Origin of the sequence: Rhizobium sp. L51/94 (genome assembly GCF_019355555.1) — a bacterium.
In the GTDB taxonomy this organism is placed as follows: Bacteria; Pseudomonadota; Alphaproteobacteria; order Rhizobiales; family Rhizobiaceae; genus Rhizobium; species Rhizobium rhododendri.
On sequence record NZ_CP072142.1, the window covers coordinates 511,411 to 526,785 of the forward strand.

At 62.0% G+C, this 15,375-nt stretch carries 16 protein-coding genes; 13 read left to right on the top strand and 3 right to left on the bottom strand.

Annotated features, from left to right (window positions below; all coding sequences use genetic code 11):
• Nucleotides 1–1,515, top strand: a complete 1,515-nt coding sequence (locus J5274_RS20375) for an ABC transporter substrate-binding protein (protein WP_209207146.1) — start codon at nt 1–3, stop codon at nt 1,513–1,515.
• A gap of 62 nt (nt 1,516–1,577) precedes the next feature.
• Here the strand turns inward: J5274_RS20375 and J5274_RS20380 are convergent, their stop codons facing one another.
• Together J5274_RS20380 and J5274_RS20385 are read right to left on the bottom strand one after the other, a co-directional pair.
• The gene (locus tag J5274_RS20380) at nt 1,578–2,432 is read right to left on the bottom strand and encodes a D-amino-acid transaminase (protein ID WP_374113759.1); all 855 of its coding nucleotides are present in this window, start codon (nt 2,430–2,432) and stop codon (nt 1,578–1,580) included.
• A gap of 14 nt (nt 2,433–2,446) precedes the next feature.
• Nucleotides 2,447–3,220 carry a LamB/YcsF family protein gene (locus tag J5274_RS20385; protein WP_219275595.1) on the bottom strand — a complete coding sequence of 258 codons (774 nt, stop codon included), beginning with the start codon at nt 3,218–3,220 and terminating at the stop codon, nt 2,447–2,449.
• Nucleotides 3,221–3,403: 183 nt separating this feature from the next.
• Between J5274_RS20385 and pxpB the strand changes: the two genes are divergently transcribed.
• The 7 genes from pxpB to J5274_RS20420 all read left to right on the top strand — a co-directional run bounded on the left by pxpB (nt 3,404) and on the right by J5274_RS20420 (nt 8,998).
• Nucleotides 3,404–4,117 (top strand): 5-oxoprolinase subunit PxpB, encoded by a 714-nt coding sequence (gene pxpB, locus J5274_RS20390; protein WP_219275596.1) that lies wholly within the window; start codon nt 3,404–3,406, stop codon nt 4,115–4,117.
• Nucleotides 4,114–5,085 (top strand): biotin-dependent carboxyltransferase family protein, encoded by a 972-nt coding sequence (locus tag J5274_RS20395; protein WP_219275597.1) that lies wholly within the window; start codon nt 4,114–4,116, stop codon nt 5,083–5,085. Before pxpB ends, J5274_RS20395 begins: the two co-directional genes overlap by 4 nt.
• Complete coding sequence (locus J5274_RS20400) at nt 5,082–5,726, top strand: GntR family transcriptional regulator (protein ID WP_219275598.1); 645 nt, start codon at nt 5,082–5,084, stop codon at nt 5,724–5,726. Before J5274_RS20395 ends, J5274_RS20400 begins: the two co-directional genes overlap by 4 nt.
• Complete coding sequence (locus J5274_RS20405; protein WP_219275599.1) at nt 5,723–6,670, top strand: NAD(P)-dependent oxidoreductase; 948 nt, start codon at nt 5,723–5,725, stop codon at nt 6,668–6,670. Before J5274_RS20400 ends, J5274_RS20405 begins: the two co-directional genes overlap by 4 nt.
• On the top strand, nt 6,667–7,302 hold the full coding sequence (locus J5274_RS20410) for a GntR family transcriptional regulator (RefSeq protein ID WP_219275600.1): 636 nt from the start codon (nt 6,667–6,669) through the stop codon (nt 7,300–7,302). Before J5274_RS20405 ends, J5274_RS20410 begins: the two co-directional genes overlap by 4 nt.
• A gap of 74 nt (nt 7,303–7,376) precedes the next feature.
• On the top strand, nt 7,377–8,543 hold the full coding sequence (locus J5274_RS20415) for a Xaa-Pro peptidase family protein (RefSeq protein ID WP_219275601.1): 1,167 nt from the start codon (nt 7,377–7,379) through the stop codon (nt 8,541–8,543).
• A gap of 41 nt (nt 8,544–8,584) precedes the next feature.
• Nucleotides 8,585–8,998 (top strand): VOC family protein, encoded by a 414-nt coding sequence (locus J5274_RS20420; RefSeq protein ID WP_142830847.1) that lies wholly within the window; start codon nt 8,585–8,587, stop codon nt 8,996–8,998.
• Between the two features lie 54 nt (nt 8,999–9,052).
• Here J5274_RS20420 and J5274_RS20425 read toward each other — a convergent pair whose 3' ends face one another.
• Nucleotides 9,053–10,231, bottom strand: coding sequence for a M24 family metallopeptidase (locus J5274_RS20425; protein ID WP_219275602.1), 1,179 nt, complete (start codon nt 10,229–10,231; stop codon nt 9,053–9,055).
• Nucleotides 10,232–10,589: 358 nt separating this feature from the next.
• Here J5274_RS20425 and J5274_RS20430 point away from each other — a divergent pair, with 358 nt between their 5' ends.
• The 5 genes from J5274_RS20430 (at nt 10,590) to J5274_RS20450 (ending at nt 15,345) form a co-directional block, all read left to right on the top strand.
• The gene (locus J5274_RS20430) at nt 10,590–11,444 is read left to right on the top strand and encodes an amino acid ABC transporter ATP-binding protein (protein ID WP_142830851.1); all 855 of its coding nucleotides are present in this window, start codon (nt 10,590–10,592) and stop codon (nt 11,442–11,444) included.
• Between the two features lie 2 nt (nt 11,445–11,446).
• Nucleotides 11,447–12,106 (top strand): amino acid ABC transporter permease, encoded by a 660-nt coding sequence (locus tag J5274_RS20435; RefSeq protein WP_142830853.1) that lies wholly within the window; start codon nt 11,447–11,449, stop codon nt 12,104–12,106.
• A 96-nt stretch (nt 12,107–12,202) separates the two neighbouring features.
• The gene (locus J5274_RS20440; RefSeq protein WP_219275603.1) at nt 12,203–12,991 is read left to right on the top strand and encodes a transporter substrate-binding domain-containing protein; all 789 of its coding nucleotides are present in this window, start codon (nt 12,203–12,205) and stop codon (nt 12,989–12,991) included.
• Between the two features lie 169 nt (nt 12,992–13,160).
• Nucleotides 13,161–15,104 carry a hypothetical protein gene (locus J5274_RS20445; RefSeq protein WP_219275604.1) on the top strand — a complete coding sequence of 648 codons (1,944 nt, stop codon included), beginning with the start codon at nt 13,161–13,163 and terminating at the stop codon, nt 15,102–15,104.
• A 22-nt stretch (nt 15,105–15,126) separates the two neighbouring features.
• A complete protein-coding gene (locus J5274_RS20450) occupies nt 15,127–15,345 on the top strand; it encodes a hypothetical protein (protein ID WP_143123160.1) in 219 nt (72 codons plus the stop codon).
• Nucleotides 15,346–15,375 lie beyond the last annotated feature (30 nt).

A 15,375-nucleotide genomic window follows, 5' to 3' on the forward strand; every position in this document is an offset into this window, starting at 1 on the left:
ATGACCAGGAAATGGAAGACTGCTGGCCTCGCGCTCATCGTCGCGGGCCTCACCCTCAGCGCCAGCTTTGCAGAAGCGGCCGGCGTTCTGACCATCGGCCGCCGCGAGGACTCGACCACCTTCGACCCGATCAAGACGGCCCAGAATATCGACAACTGGGTGTTCTCCAACGTCTACGACGTTCTTGTCCGCGTCGACAAGACCGGCACGAAACTGGAGCCGGGACTGGCCGAAAGCTGGACGATCTCAGAGGACGGACTGACCTACGTCTTCAAGATCCGCGACGCCAAGTTCTCAGACGGCTCGCCGCTGACGGCTGAAGATGCTGCCTACAGCCTGTTGCGTATCCGCGACGACAAGGCATCGCTCTGGGGCGACTCGTTCAAGGTGATCGACACCGCAGTCGCGACCGACCCCCGCACCATGACGATCAAGCTCAAGAACCCGTCCGCGCCCTTCCTGTCGACGCTGGCTCTGCCCAACGCCTCCGTGATTTCGAAGAAGGGGATGGAGGCGCTCGGATCGGATGGCTACACCGAGAAGCCAATTGCTTCCGGTGCCTTCGTCGTCGACGAATGGCGTCGCGGCGACCGCGTCATCCTGAAGAAGAACCCGTATTTCTGGCAGGCCGATCGCGTCAAGCTCGATGGCGTGGAATGGATTTCGGTTCCCGACGACAACACCCGCATGCTGAACGTGCAGGCCGGCCAGCTCGACACTGCGATCTTCGTTCCCTTCTCCCGCGTCGCCGAATTGAAGAAGGATGCCAACCTCAACGTCGATATCGACCCGTCCACCCGTGAAGACCACTTGCTGATCAACCACGAGCATGGCGCCCTCGCCAAGAAGGAGGTCCGGCAGGCGCTGGATCTGGCCATCGACAAGAAGGCAATCGTCGATGCTGTGACCTTCGGCCAGGGAACCGTCGCCAATTCGTACATTCCGAAGGGCGCACTCTATTATTACGCCGACAACATGCAGCGCCCTTACGATCCGGAAAAGGCAAAGCAGATGCTGGCTGCTGCGGGAGCCTCGGACCTGAAACTTAATTATCTCGTGCGTGCCGGCGACGAGGTCGACGAGCAGATTGCCGTGCTCTTGCAGCAGCAGTTGCAGAAGGCCGGTATCACCGCGACCCTACAGAAAGTCGATGCCAGCCAGGAGTGGGACATGATCGTTGCCGGCGACTACGATGTGTCGGTCAATTATTGGACAAACGACATCCTCGATCCGGACCAGAAGACGACATTCGTGCTCGGCCACGACTCGAACAACAACTATTCGACCCATTACAAGAACGAGAAGGTGAAGGCGTTGGTGGCTGCCGCTCGCCTGGAACTCGATCCGGTAAAACGTGAGCAGATGTATGTCGATCTCCAGAAGATCGCCAAGGACGATGTCAACTGGATCGACCTTTACTACAGCCCCTACATCAACGTCTCGCGCAAGAATATCGACAACTTCTACCAGAACCCGCTCGGACGCTTCTTCCTGGAAGACACCGTCAAGAACTGAGCCCTTCGAAAACGAAAAGGCTGCCGCGAGCGATCGCGGCAGCCTTTTCGGTTGAATGACTGTCAGATCGCCTTGGAAAGGCGGCTTGCCGTGTAGAGGTCGCGCAGCTGCCGGCAGATCGGGCCGGGCTTGCCATCGCCGATCGTCGTGTCGTCGATCCTGACCACCGGCGTGGCGAAATTGGTCGCGGATGTCACGAAGGCCTCTGCGGCCTGCTTGGCTTCCTCGACGCTGAACCCGCGTTCCTCGACGGCAATGCCTGCGCCGCGCGCAAGGTCGAGGATGCTTGCGCGGGTAATTCCGTGCAGGATCGCGTGGGAAAGGCCACGGGTTACCAGCGTGCCATCGGTCTTGACGATATGAGCCGTTGCAGAGCTGGCCTCGGTGACGAGCCCGTCCTCCACCAGCCAGGCGTCGTCGGCGCCGCGCCGCATCGCTTCCATCTTTGCCATAGACGGGTAGAGCAGCTGGACGGTCTTGATATCGCGGCGCTCCCAACGCCAGTCCGGCACAGTGGCAACGGCGATCCCCGTTTCGTTGCGGGGATTGGCGAGCACCGGTTTTGCCTGGGTAAAGAGCACGATGGTCGGCTCCGGCTTGGCCGGAAAGGCGAAATCGCGGTCGGCAGGACCACGGCTGATCTGCAGGTAGATCAGCCCTTCATCGAGCCCGTTCCGGCTGACGAGTTCACGATGCACGGAAAGCAGTGCTGTTTCGGACAGCGGGCAGGCGATATCGAGTTCGGACAGCGAGCGCTGCAGGCGGGCGGAGTGGCCCTGGTAGTCGATCAGCTTGCCGCCGATCACGGCAGTTACCTCGTAGATGGCATCGGCGAACAGAAAGCCTCGGTCGAACACGGAGACTTTTGCGTCGGTTTCAGCAATCCAGTCGCCATTCAGATAAACAATGCGGGTCAAGTTCAGGTCCTCGGTCAGAGAGCGGGTTTTGCGAAAGGGGCGATATCGATGCCGTGTGCCGAAAGCGATGCGCGCAAGGCACGGGCCATGGCGACGGCGCTGGGGTTGTCGCCATGGACGCAGATCGTTGCGGCCTCGACCGGCAGCATCCTGCCGCCGATGGTGGGGATCAATCCATCCCGCACCATGGACAGGACCTGGTCGACGCTTTGTTGCGGGTCGTGGATGACCGAGCCCTCCTTCTGCCGCGATGTCAGCATGCCGGTATCGTCGTAGGTGCGGTCCGCGTAGACCTCGCAGGCAACCTGCAGGCCGACGGCTTCCGCCGCCTTCATCGTCTCGGAATAGGGAAGCGTGACGAACACCAGCGACGGGTCGACGGCCTTGATTGCGCGCACGCAGACGCCCGCAAGCTCCGCATCCTCCGCCGCCATGTTGCCGAGCGAGCCATGCGTCTTAACGTGGGTCATCGGCCAGCCCAGCGCTCTTGCCATCCCCTGCATCGCGGCGATCTGGTAGATGATCTGGGCTTCCAGATCTTCCGGCCGTTCGCCCGAGATGCGACGGCGGCCGAAGCCGTAGAGATCCATGAAGGACGGATGGGCGCCGATAGCCACACCCCGCGCCTTGGCGGCAAGGATCGTATCGCGCATCACTACGGGATCGCCGGCGTGAAAGCCGCAGGCGATGTTGGCGGTCGAAATCACCTCCAGCATAGCGCTGTCGTCGCCGATCTTGTAGGCTCCGAAACTTTCGCCCATGTCGCAATTGAGGTCTACGGTTGCCATGGCTGGGATCTCCTTGCAGGATAGGCGTCAGGCCAGCAGACTGATGTCATGCGCAGTTTACGACCGGGCGCTCGCGCAAAAAAGCACTTTCGGTTGACATACAGTTGGTATACTGAAATAGCAACATAGTATGACAACCGACAATCGCACCTTACTCGGATGGACGGAAGGGGACCGCAGACAATGGTGAGGACGTTTCCCCGCATTCTTGCTTGCGGCGATAGCGCCTTGTCGGTTGAACTCGCGGATACCATTGACGAAGCCGTCAGCGAACGGGTGATCGCGCTGGCCGCGAGCATGGCCGACAGCCCGGTGGATGGCGTCGAGGAACTGGTGCCGACCTATCGCTCGCTGATGGTGGTCTACGATCCCGCCGTCGTTCGCGGCAGCAGCCTGGCGCTGACGTTGCAGCAGCGGCTGGATGCGCTGGAAGTCGGCAGCGTCCACCCGCAGCGCTTCGACGTCCCCGTTGTCTATGGCGGTGCGGTGGGACTGGATTTGCAGGAACTTGCCGGCATGAAGGGGATGACGGTGTCCCAGCTTATAGAGCTCCATTCCTCCGTCGAATACCGGGTCTACATGATCGGCTTTGCGCCAGGGTTTGCCTATCTCGGCGGCCTGCCGGAGACTTTGCACACGCCGCGACTGCCCACGCCCCGCCAGAGGATAGAGGCCGGCGCCATCGGCATCGGTGGCAAGCAGGCAAGCATCAATTCCGTTCCCGGGCCGAGCGGCTGGCGTTTCATCGGCCGGACCCCACTTCGTTTGTTCGACGCCTCCCGGGCCGCACCCTTCCTGCTCGGGGCGGGCGATCGGGTCCGCTTCCGGCCCGTCAACGAAGACGAGGCATCGCAGCTCGATCGGACCCCGGCTGCGGGGGAGGGGGCGACGCCATGAGCTTTCTCGAAATCCACACCACTGGACCGATGACGACCGTCCAGGACCTCGGACGGAAAGGCCTGCAGCATGCCGGCGTCTCCGGTGCCGGCCCTATGGACGGGCCGTCGTTTCGTATCGCCAATGCCCTTGTCGGCAATCCCGCGACATCGGCTGCGCTCGAGTTTGCTGCCGTCGGCGGTAGTTTTACAGTCACCCGGCCTGTTCGCTTTGCCGTCACCGGTGGCGATGTCGATGTCAGGATCGATGGAAACAAGGTCCACCCGTGGGAAAGCCATCACCTGTTGCCCGGCATGACGCTCGCCATCGGCGCGCTCCGCGATTGCGTCTGGGGATATCTGGCGATCTCGGGCGGGATAGATACCGTTCCGGTTCTCGGATCGCGTTCCACCCATTTGCGCACCGGGCTCGGTGGTCACGAAGGCCGGCGGCTGGAGATTGGCGACCGGTTGCCGCTCGGCGACGCTGCCCCGTTGCCCAACCGCGCCCTCCGGCAGCCCTTTCGTCGCAGTGGCGGCCCGATCCGCGTCGTCTGCGGCCCGCAGGACGATTATTTCTCCAAAGCCGCAGCGGAGACATTTCTCGAGGCATCGTTCGTGGTGTCGGCCGCGCGGGATCGCATGGCCCAGATGCTCGACGGGCCGCCAATTGCAGCAGACGGCGGGCATGACATCGTTTCGGATGGTACCTCGGCCGGCTCGATCCAGGTGCCGTCGTCAGGCAGGCTGATCGTGCTGATGGCGGAGCGACAGACGACCGGTGGCTATCCGAAGATTGCCACGGTGGCCTCCGTCGACCTGGCTGGCCTGGCGCAGGTGGTCAGCGGCCGGTCCATCCATTTTGCCCGCATCCCGCAGGAAGAGGCCGAGGAATTGCTCATCGCGGAAAGACATCTTCTACGGGGCATTCTCGACAATCTCGCCGTCAAGCCCGAGAGCAGCGATCGACCAGGAGGCAGAGTGCCATGAGCCAGCCGCTTGCCCAACGGGCCTATGGTAAAATCATCGAGATGATCCTGTCCGGCGCGCTGACGCCGGGCGATGCGCTGCAGGAAGCGAAGCTGGGCGAAACGCTCGACATGTCGCGGACGCCGGTGCGCGAAGCGATCAAGCGTATCGAGGCCGAAGGTCTCGCGGTGCAGGATGGTCGCTTCCTCAAGGTGCGAAGGCTGACGGCGGCCGAAGTGGAGGAAATCTTCTTCTTGCGCCGGGTGCTTGAATCCCATTGTGCCCAGCAGGCCGTCGCGGTGCCACCTGCTGTGCTGGAGGCGCTGGAGGCGCGGGTGCGCCGCCTGCACGACGAAGGTCCCGGCGAAGACGACGAGCAGCGACAGGTGGATGACGACCTCCACCGGGTTATCGCCGAGGCCAGCCGCAGCGAGATGATGGTGTCCACAATTGCTGACCTGCGCCGCCGGACCTGCATGTTCGACCACACCCATCTGCCGGACCGCTTCCTGAAAAGCTGCGAGGAGCATCTGGGAATTCTTGCCGCCTTGCACAGCGGCGATGGCGACCGCGCAGCAAGGCTGATGGCCGAGCATGTCACGCACGCGCGCGATGCGGTACTCGAGAAGCTCGCGCTGCCCCCTGGAGGAACCGGCGCATGAGATGCCTTGTCGTTCAGCCGGTCCATGCGGACGGACTGGATTTGTTGCGCCGCGCCGGCGTCGAACCCGTTCTCTGCCCGAAGCCGGACATGGAAACGGTCTCACGGATGATCCCCGGCTGCGATGCGGCGATCACGCGCGACGCGGGCCTTACGGCTGAGGCCATCGGTGCCAGCGACGTCCTGCGCGTCATCGTCGTGCACGGCGCCGGCCACGATGCGGTCGACAAGGATGCAGCCTCCGAGAAGGGCATCCTGGTCTGCAACACACCGGGCGCCAATGCGCGGTCGGTGTCCGAACTGGCATTGGCGCTGGCGCTGGCTGCCGCCCGGCGTATTCCAGCAGCCGACCGCAGCGAACGCGGCGGCGCCCATGGCTTTCGCGAGCGCGAGACGTTCACCGAGCTTTCCGGCAAGACCGCGCTGATAATTGGGTGGGGTGCCACAGGCGCCGGCCTTGGCCATATGCTCAGGGGGGCACTCGACATGCGGGTCCTGGTCTATTCGCCAAGGGTGGCTGATATCGCTGGTTTCGAGCGTGTGGCGACGCTGGAGGCGGGATTGCAGCAGGCGGACCTCGTGTCGCTCCATACGCCACTGCGCCCGGAGACGAAGCACCTCATCGGCGAACGGGCGCTTTCGCTCGTCAGGCATGGCGCAATTCTGGTCAACACCGCGCGCGCCGGGCTTGTCGACGAAGGCGCGCTTGCTGCTGCCATCGATGCCGGCCGCGTGTCGGCAGCCGGTCTGGATGTCTACAGCCATGATGCACCGTTGGGGCCGCTTGCGTCGACCGGCCGGGTGATTTTCACGCCGCATCTCGGTGGCGCGACGCAAGAAGCCTTGCGCCGCGTGGCCGTTGGGTCCGCCCGTAATGTGTTGACTGCGCTCTCCGGCGAGCGGCCGGCGACCGCCCTCAACGATCCCTTGAGGATATCCCGATGAGCGACAAGGAAACACTGGCGCAGCAGGCCTACCGGGACATCAAGCAGCGCATCCTCGAAGGCGCGATCAAGGCTGGCGACCTCCTGACCGAGCGGACGCTGGCGGTCGACTCCGGTATTTCCCGCACGCCGCTCAGGGCCGCGATCTCAAGGCTTCAGAAGGAAGGCGTCGTTTCGCGCCTGACCAACGGCACGCTGATGATCCTGCCGGTCACCGTCGAGCAATTGCTGGAGATCGTCCAGATACGCCGTCTTCTCGAAGGGGCCGCTGCAGCCCGTGCGGCGGGGCGGCCGATGACGGCGGCACTTGTCGAGGCGCGCCGGGTCATGCGCGCCTATGTCGAGGCCGAGGATGTCGCCTTCGATCGTTTCTGGATGGATGACGACACATTCCACGAATCGGTCGCCGAGGCCGCTGGCCTGCATCTTCTGCCCGGCATGCTGCAGGAGATGCGCAGCATCGCCCGACGCTGCACGATCACCCGCACCCATGACCGGTTCGCCGAACAGGCTGCCGAGCACATCGCTGTCATCGACGCCATCGAGGCGCAGAATGCCGCTGCCGCCGCCGCTGCCATGGAGGCGCATTTCGACAGCGTCCGCAGCCGGTTTCTGAAATGGCTCGCGCGCTGAGCGTTCATCACTGTCTGACCATCCGTTCTTCCGTCCCGATCCCGGGACGACATGCCTGAACCGAGTAACGTGATATGCACGACTATGCCGAATTCCGAGGTTGCGAGGCCTCGTTCCCCGAGAGCGAGTTCAAGGCGCGGCAGGACTGGGCCCGGGTTGCCATCGCTGCTGCCGGCCACCGGGCGCTGATCGTCACGACGCCCGAGAACATCTACTGGCTGACCGGCCGCCAGACGGCGGGCTATTTTGCCTTCCAGGCGCTGGTCCTGCCGGTCGAGGGGGAGGCGACACTGCTGGTTCGTCAGCTTGAACTGGTGGGATCGATCGCCAACACCTGGCTCAACGACATCGTCGTCTACCAGGACGGCGAGGCGCCAGCGGCTGTCCTGGCTGAGGTCCTGCGCGAGCGTGGCATCCACCGGCCTGCTATCGAACTCGGCGGCTGGTTCCTGCCGCCTGTCCTGGCAGACGAGATCTCACTCCGGACCGGTGGTAACGCGCTCATTGACGGTTCCGGCATCATTGCCCCTCTCCGGGCGGTGAAGTCGCCTGCGGAACTTGCCGCCATCCGGCTGGCTGCCACCTACGCGCAGGCCGGGATTGCGGCCGGGATTGCGGCCTGCGGGGCAGGGACGAATGAAAACGCCGTAGCCGCTGCCATGCTCGATGCGGCCACGCGCGCAGGGTCCGAGGCAATGGCGATGGAGCCGTTGGTGTCGTCCGGGCCGCGCAGTGGCTTACCGCACATGACGTGGCGCCGCCGCGGTATCGAGGTCGGCGATCCGGTGTTCCTCGAACTGGCCGGCAGCCATGCCCGCTATCACGCCGCGCTGATGCGAACGGTGTGGATCGGCGGGCCACCCGTTGAGGCCCGGCGGATGATGGATTGCTCGCTTCACGCGCTCGAAGCGGCCCTGCATGAAGTCAGGCCGGGTAGACTGTGCTCGGCGCCGCACGAGGCAGCCCAGCGTGTCATCGACGAGGGCGGCTACACCGCTGCATTCCGCAAGCGGATCGGCTATTCCATGGGCGTCGCTTTTGCGCCGGATTGGGGGGAGGGCGGCATGCTCAGCCTGTTTTCCGGCGTTGACCGGATCATCGAGCCCGGCATGGTGTTTCACCTGCCGGCGACCTTGCGCAGCTACGGCGTCTGGACGGTCGGCGCTTCCGAAACTGTCATCGTCACCGAAGAAGGCTGCGAACCTCTGTCTACCCTGTCACGCGATCTAACCATCCGGTAAAGCCGGTTCCTCCCCGTTGCACCACTGAAAAGGACATCTCCATGCGTTCGCTTTTCCATCTCGCCTACCATGTCACCGATCTCGATGAGGCGCGTCAGTTCTATGGCGGCGTGCTTGGCTGCGAAGAGGGCCGGTCCACCGACACCTGGGTGGATTTCAACTTTTTCGGACACCAGATTTCACTGCATCTCGGCAAGCCGTTCGAGGTCACCCGCACCGGCAAGGTGGGCGATCACATGGTAATGATGCCGCATCTCGGCGTCGTCCTGCCGCTCGATGCCTGGCTTGCGCTGTCCGAACGGCTGCAGCATGCGGGCATTGCTTTCGACATACCGCCGGTCATACGGTTTGAAGGCGAGCCGGGCGAGCAGCGCACGATGTTCTTCTTCGATCCGAGCGGCAATCCGATCGAGGTCAAGGGGTTCAAGGATTTCGACGGCGTTTTCGCCCATTGAGGCCAAGCCACCGGCGGCTCCGGCCGCCGGCTCTTCCGTCATTGCATTAGGCGCTCACCACCAATATGCGGGCGAGCGGGTCAGCAGTTCGTTTTCATGTCCGCCGATAATCAGGATGTCTTCGAAGAACGCGGCCCCGACCCCATCGAGTGATAGGAATGCTTCGACACCGAACACCATGTTTTCGTCGACGACATCGTCCGGCTGCGACATGACAGTCGAGATCCGCGGCTGTTCGAAGCCGAGGCCTATCCCGTGCCCGTAGAACGGGAAATTCTTCATGATCGGCGAGACCGATCCGCCAAAGGCAGCTGTCAGGCGGTCGCCTTCGGCAGCGACGTCCAGAAGCTTCGTTCCGGGGCGCATCATGTCGGACAGGCGATGGACGATGTTTGCCGCTGCCTCGATCAGCCTCCGCTGGTCGGCGGTCGGCCTGCCGCGCACGCCAGTACGGCCGGGGTCGAGATAGTAACCCTGGTAAAAGGCGCCGTGCAGCGTGCCGGTGACGATATCGCCCGGCTTCGGCGTATCGGCGCTGTAGCCTGTTAACGGAAAGCGCTGGTCGAAGCCGAGGGTTTCGCCGTGGTTGGTGCCGATCATCTGCAGCCGGCCGCCTCGCCGCACCACTTCGCGGGCTGCCTCGCCGGCCGCTTCCCGCTCTGAAAGGCCCGACGTCAGACCCTCCATCAGGCGATTGAGCCCGGCCGTGGCCGTCTCGCCGCCGATGCGATAGCACTCCAGCTCAAGCGGGCTCTTGATCCGCCGCGCGGCGCGCACCAGGTCGTCTGCGGGCACCCAGTCGATACCGGGCGCTTCCTCGAGCAGTTGCTGGTAGAATTTCATCGGGATGAACTGTGTACCGACCAGCGCCACGCGGCCCGTGATGCCCCTGTCGTTCAACGCCTTCGCCACGCTGCGGAAGGGATGGTTCGAACAATGCGCGTCGGAGATGGAGACGAGATCGGTTCGAACCTCGGGTTCGTCGATGTGGAGCTGCGGCTCCTTGCCCTGTTGAAGAATGATGCCCGAGAACGAACGCGCCGACCAGATCAGCGAATCCGTGCCGCCGCTGATAGCGTAGTGGTTCGAAAGATAGAGGATGTCGCCGCAATTATCGGTGGTGCCGCCACCACGTCCGAAGACGACGGCCGTCTCTAAGCCATGCAACCGCATGTTTTCCAGCACCCTGTCCCACCGGCTTTGATATTCGTCCAGCGGGAAATAGCGGCTCATCGTCAAACTCCTGTCGGCGGATTCTGGTCAAGCGCCAGCGGCTGCTTTTGCAGATCCTACGCATTCGAGGCAGCGACGGATTGTCAAAATGCCCCAACTTCGCGCTTACGGAAATTTCGGTACACCAAGCGTGTTCCCAAGTCAAATGTCGGGTTGCCGGCAATTGATTATTTAATAGACCGGGTGAAATTTTAATCAATCAGAACAGTCTGATGACGGGCCGGCTGGTAAATGTATGAAATCAGTTCTTGAATTCCAGCGGTATACTGAATACCCTTCCTGTGGGCGGTAAGGCAAAGGCAATCCCGGCAACAGGCTTAGAGCCATTCCCGGGGTGAGAGTATTGGGTAACCGAACGATGACAGACATTTCCGAGACGGCAATTGCTGGCCAAGCTACACCGCCCCCCACGACACCGCTTCTGGTCCTCAAGGACATCCGAAAGAGCTTTGGCGACAACGAGGTCCTGAAGGGTGTTTCGCTTGCGGTCGAGCCCGGCGAGGTGGTTTCGATCATTGGCGCCAGCGGCTCCGGCAAAAGCACTTTCCTGCGCTCGATCAACGGCCTCGAGATGCCGCAATCCGGCTTCCTGAAGTTCGAGGAACTGTCTTTCGATTTCCGCACGGAATCGCGTTTTCTTCCGACTCCGGCGCAGATGCAGTCGCTGCGGACCCGCGTCGGCATGGTCTTCCAGAGCTACAATCTCTGGCCGCACATGACGGTGCTCGAAAACGTCATCCATGCGCCGATGAAACTGTTGAAGCTTCCCAAGGCACAGGCCGTCGAAGAGGCGGAGGCACTGCTGTCGCGCATCGGTCTCTACGACAAGCGCCACAGCTATCCGTCCCGGCTTTCCGGCGGCCAGCAGCAGCGCGTCGCCATCGTCCGGGCGCTGGCGATGAAACCGCGTCTGATGCTGTTCGACGAGGTGACCTCGGCCCTCGATCCCGAACTGGTGCACGAGGTTCTCGTGCTGATGGCCTCGCTTGCCGCCGAGGGCATGACGATGCTCCTGGTGACCCACGAGATTGCCTTTGCGCGCGACGTGTCGTCCCGCGTCCTGTTTTTCGACAAGGGCGTTATCGCCGAAACGGGGTCGCGCGATATTCTGCGCAACCCCGGCAGCGACCGGCTGCGGCAGTTCCTCCATCGCATCCTTCACGATGGCCTGGCCTATGGCTCCGCGCCTGCTGAAACTATCGAGGGAGCATGATGATGCTGGCTGATTTCCTGGGGGATGTCCGTCTTTACGGATCCGGCTTCCTGATGGCATCCTGGACCGTCTTCTGGCTGACGATCCTCACCATTGTCGTCAGCTGGATTTGCGGTCTGCTCGCAGCCCTCGGCCAGCGGTCGAAATGGCGTGCCGTTCGCTCGGTCACGGCCTTCTACATCTGGTTCATTCGCGGCACGCCGACGATCATCCAGATATTCATCGTCTATTTCGGCTTTCCGCAGGTCGGGATCCGGTTGTCGCCGTTTACCGCCGGCGTGCTGGCGCTCGGCATAAACAGCGGCGCGTATGTGGCTGAAATCATCCGCAGCGGCCTCATGGCGATCCCGCGCGGGCAGACCGAATCCGCACTGGCGATCGGCTTCAGCCAGGCTGCCACGATGCGGACGATCGTCTTGCCGCAGGTCTTCCGCATCGTTCTGCCGTCGCTCACCAACGAGGCGATCTCGACGCTGAAGAATACCTCGTTGCTGTCGACAATTACGGTTGTGGAATTGACGCTCTACGCCCAGACGCTGATCGCGATGACCTTCCGCCCGTTCGATTTCTACATTGCGGTTGCGGTCATCTACCTGCTGCTGACGACGATCCTGACCCAGCTTGCCGCCTGGCTGGAGCGCCGCTACGCGGTGAACAGCTGAGGCACCCTGCCTATTCCTCGTGCGCCATGCCCGAAGAAACTGACCCCGGTTGCAAACGACAGGGGATATCGATCAAGAAAAATGAAGGGAACAGTCATGAAACGCCAGCTTATCGCCCTTGCGCTTGCCGCAGCGGCCGCCTTTTCCACTCACGCTCCGGCTTCGGCCGCCGATCTCGAACTGCTGCAACCCAGCAAATTGCTGGTGGCTACCGAGGGCACCTTTCCGCCGTTCAGCATGCGTGGTGCCGATGGCAGCCTCGACGGCCTGGAAATCCGCGTCATGAAGGAGATTTCCAAACGTCTCGGTCTCGAATACACACCGGTCATCATCAAGTGGGAATCGCTGTTGATCGGGTTGCAGGCCGACCAGTATGATATCACCAGCGACGCCATGGATATCACGCCCGAGCGCCAGAAGCAGGTCGTCTTTGCCGATGGCTGGCTCGAATCCGGCGCGGCTGTGGTCGTTCCGAAGGGCTCCGCCATCAAGACGCCTGCCGATCTCAAGGGCAAATCCGTCGGGGCGCTGGCATCCTCGACCTTCGCCAAGCTGGCAGAAGACAAGGGCGCCACGGTCAAGGCCTACAAGGCCGAGACGGACGGCATCCAGGATCTCCTCAACGGCAACATCGACGCCGAGATCACCGACGCCATCGGGGCCGGCTACATGATTAAGTCGGCGAAGATGCCGCTCGAGGTGCTTCCGGAAGCCATCAGCCATATCCAGAAGGGTTTTGCGGTCAAGAAAGGCAAGCCTGAACTCGTCAAGGCCGTCAACAAGGCTCTGGCCGAGATGGTTGCCGACGGCACCTATGCCAAGCTGACGACAGATCTCGTCGGCTTCGATCCAGCGCCGAAGAATCCCATCAGGACTATCCAGTAAGGCTCACTGCCGACATCGCCTAGCAGGTCGCTGCAGCGGTTTTGCCGTAGCAGCGATCTCTATCGTCAATAATTTAAAACAAAAGAGATCGATCATTACCTTGCCTTGAAAGCCGTATCGTGTGAACAGGTTATATATCCTGACAGACAGAGAGCTGTGGAAAGCAACCATGAAGTTCAAACTGCATACCTTCGGTCGCTTAAGACTTGTTGATCGCATCGGTGATGTTTCTTTTCCTGAAAAAGCTCTTTTAGCGCTCTGTTATCTTCTTGATACCAAGCAGATGGAAGCAAAGCGCGAAGATGTGGCCGCGTTACTGTGGAGTGGCTCAAGTCAATCCGGCCTGCTCGCCAACATGCGCAAGCTCATCTCCCGGATCAAGGACAGGCAGCTCGAACTCGGTGTCGAATTCCTGACGTTTACCGACAAGACAATTCGCGTGGAGATCGGCTCGCTCGATTTCGACCTCACATCCATCGACACTCTGGAAGACGAGGACGCGGTCCGCTCCCTGCACCGGATGTTGAATGTCATTGGTCCGGAGTTTCTCCAGGACTTCGTGCCCATGGATACGCTGCTCGACGCCTGGGTCGAGGAAAAACGCAAGGGCTGTTCAGACCGGTTGCTGCGGGCGTTCAAACGCGCCTTGCCGATGCTCTCGGCCCGGGGCTGCGACGACGCGATGCGGACAGCCGCGCTCCGCCTATTCACGCTCTGCCCTCAGGACGAAGAGGTCCAGCGCTTCCTTCTCGAATGCTCGGGGAGCGAGGGTAGCCTGGAGGGTTTGTCATCCGGCGCGAGCCTGAAGGAGGAGACGCCATCCGGCTCTGCGGATGCGGGGCAAGACCTGATTTCGCTGGATCTGGCGGGCCGGATGTTCAACAAGCAGTTTGCGGAGGCCCGCGCGTTGCTGCTGGCTCGCCCGTCGCCGTTCCTGTCTCCCTACGGCGGCGGCCATCTCAAGCTGCCGCGTCTGGCACTTCTGCCGCCGCAACTCGACAGCGGAAATATTGTCGCGACGCTGCTTGCGGCCTCCCTGATCGAGGACATCACGATCGGTTTCGGCGCCCTGAAAAGCGTGCGCGTGATCGCACCCCACACGGCTGGCCAGTTTTCCCGCGATCCGGACAAGGCTGCTACATTCGCCCGCCATTCCATTTCCTACATCCTCGACACCCGGATCAGCTACGATGAGGAGGTTTCGCTCTTTGCCCAGCTGATTTCCTTTGCCAATGACGAGATCGTCTGGGCTGAACGTTTCAGCCTCGATGCCTCCAACCTGACGCGCCAGAGGCGGGAAATTTCCAAGCGTATCGCGGTGACCGTTGCCTCGCAGATTGAGCGGGACGAGCTGTCACGGGCTTATTTCGAGGCCAGCCCGGAGGCCTATCACAGCTATCTGGTTGGGCAGCGTCATCTCAAGGATCTGACATTGCCGAATCTGCGCCGGGCCCGTCGGGAATTCCGGTCCGCGCTGCAAACCAACCCGCATTTTGCTCCGGCGCTGAGCGGTATAGCGCGCACCTATTCCAAGGAGTGGTTGCTCACGGCGCGCGGCGACCAGGAATTGCTGGCCTCGGCTGCGGAGTTTTCCACCAAGGCGATTGCTGCCGGTGCAGATCTCGGCGGAGGGTATCGCGAGTTGGGAGTGGTCAGGCTGCTGCAGGGGGACCTCGACGAGAGCGTCGAGGCGATGAAGCTTGCCGAGAAGCTCAGCCCGCACAATGCTGATATTATCGCCGACCATGCCGATACGCTGGTTCATTATTCGCAGCCGGCGGCGGCGATGGAAAAAATAGTCAATGCCATCGACCTCAACCCGCTGACACCTGACACCTACCTTTGGACTGCCGCCGGTGCCAGCTACTGCCTCGGGAATTTCGAGGCTGCCCTGGCTTATATCGCCATGACGCACGACAAGAGCCTTACCAATAGGCTCTCTGCGGCCTGCTGGGCGATGCTCGGCGACATCAGGAAGGCGCGTTCCTTCGTGCGCAAGGCGCGGCAGAGCAATCCTGATTTCGATGTGGATAAGTGGCTTTCAGTCATCGCCATGAAAGAACAGTGGCAGAAAGATCTGTATCGCGAAGGCCTGCGAAAGGCTGGATTTTAAGCAGACACGAGAGGGGACATCGATGGCGAAAGTGGTTGTAATCGGACTGCCAGGAGAAGACGGCTTGTGGATCGCGGATCTTGCTGCGGGGACAGTGACCGCTCTTGCCGCACCGACTTCCGGAGCGCTCAAGCAAGCGAACGATCTTAGGGCGGCCGGCGCAACGGTCGTAAAAGAGGTCGATCTGGCTGTTGCCGTCAGCAGCACGGCCGACGTGGCCTCCGGTTTCCTCGACGGCTAGGGCCTCGTTTCCCGGGTTGCGCGGCGAGGT

Coding starts and splice junctions, on each gene's coding strand:
- J5274_RS20375 (WP_209207146.1), top strand. CDS start 1: ATGACCAGGAAATGGAAGACTGCTGGCCTCGCGCTCATCGTCGCGGGC.
- J5274_RS20385 (WP_219275595.1), bottom strand. CDS start 3,220: ATGGCAACCGTAGACCTCAATTGCGACATGGGCGAAAGTTTCGGAGCC.
- pxpB (WP_219275596.1), top strand. CDS start 3,404: ATGGTGAGGACGTTTCCCCGCATTCTTGCTTGCGGCGATAGCGCCTTG.
- J5274_RS20395 (WP_219275597.1), top strand. CDS start 4,114: ATGAGCTTTCTCGAAATCCACACCACTGGACCGATGACGACCGTCCAG.
- J5274_RS20400 (WP_219275598.1), top strand. CDS start 5,082: ATGAGCCAGCCGCTTGCCCAACGGGCCTATGGTAAAATCATCGAGATG.
- J5274_RS20405 (WP_219275599.1), top strand. CDS start 5,723: ATGAGATGCCTTGTCGTTCAGCCGGTCCATGCGGACGGACTGGATTTG.
- J5274_RS20410 (WP_219275600.1), top strand. CDS start 6,667: ATGAGCGACAAGGAAACACTGGCGCAGCAGGCCTACCGGGACATCAAG.
- J5274_RS20415 (WP_219275601.1), top strand. CDS start 7,377: ATGCACGACTATGCCGAATTCCGAGGTTGCGAGGCCTCGTTCCCCGAG.
- J5274_RS20420 (WP_142830847.1), top strand. CDS start 8,585: ATGCGTTCGCTTTTCCATCTCGCCTACCATGTCACCGATCTCGATGAG.
- J5274_RS20425 (WP_219275602.1), bottom strand. CDS start 10,231: ATGAGCCGCTATTTCCCGCTGGACGAATATCAAAGCCGGTGGGACAGG.
- J5274_RS20430 (WP_142830851.1), top strand. CDS start 10,590: ATGACAGACATTTCCGAGACGGCAATTGCTGGCCAAGCTACACCGCCC.
- J5274_RS20435 (WP_142830853.1), top strand. CDS start 11,447: ATGCTGGCTGATTTCCTGGGGGATGTCCGTCTTTACGGATCCGGCTTC.
- J5274_RS20440 (WP_219275603.1), top strand. CDS start 12,203: ATGAAACGCCAGCTTATCGCCCTTGCGCTTGCCGCAGCGGCCGCCTTT.
- J5274_RS20445 (WP_219275604.1), top strand. CDS start 13,161: ATGAAGTTCAAACTGCATACCTTCGGTCGCTTAAGACTTGTTGATCGC.
- J5274_RS20450 (WP_143123160.1), top strand. CDS start 15,127: ATGGCGAAAGTGGTTGTAATCGGACTGCCAGGAGAAGACGGCTTGTGG.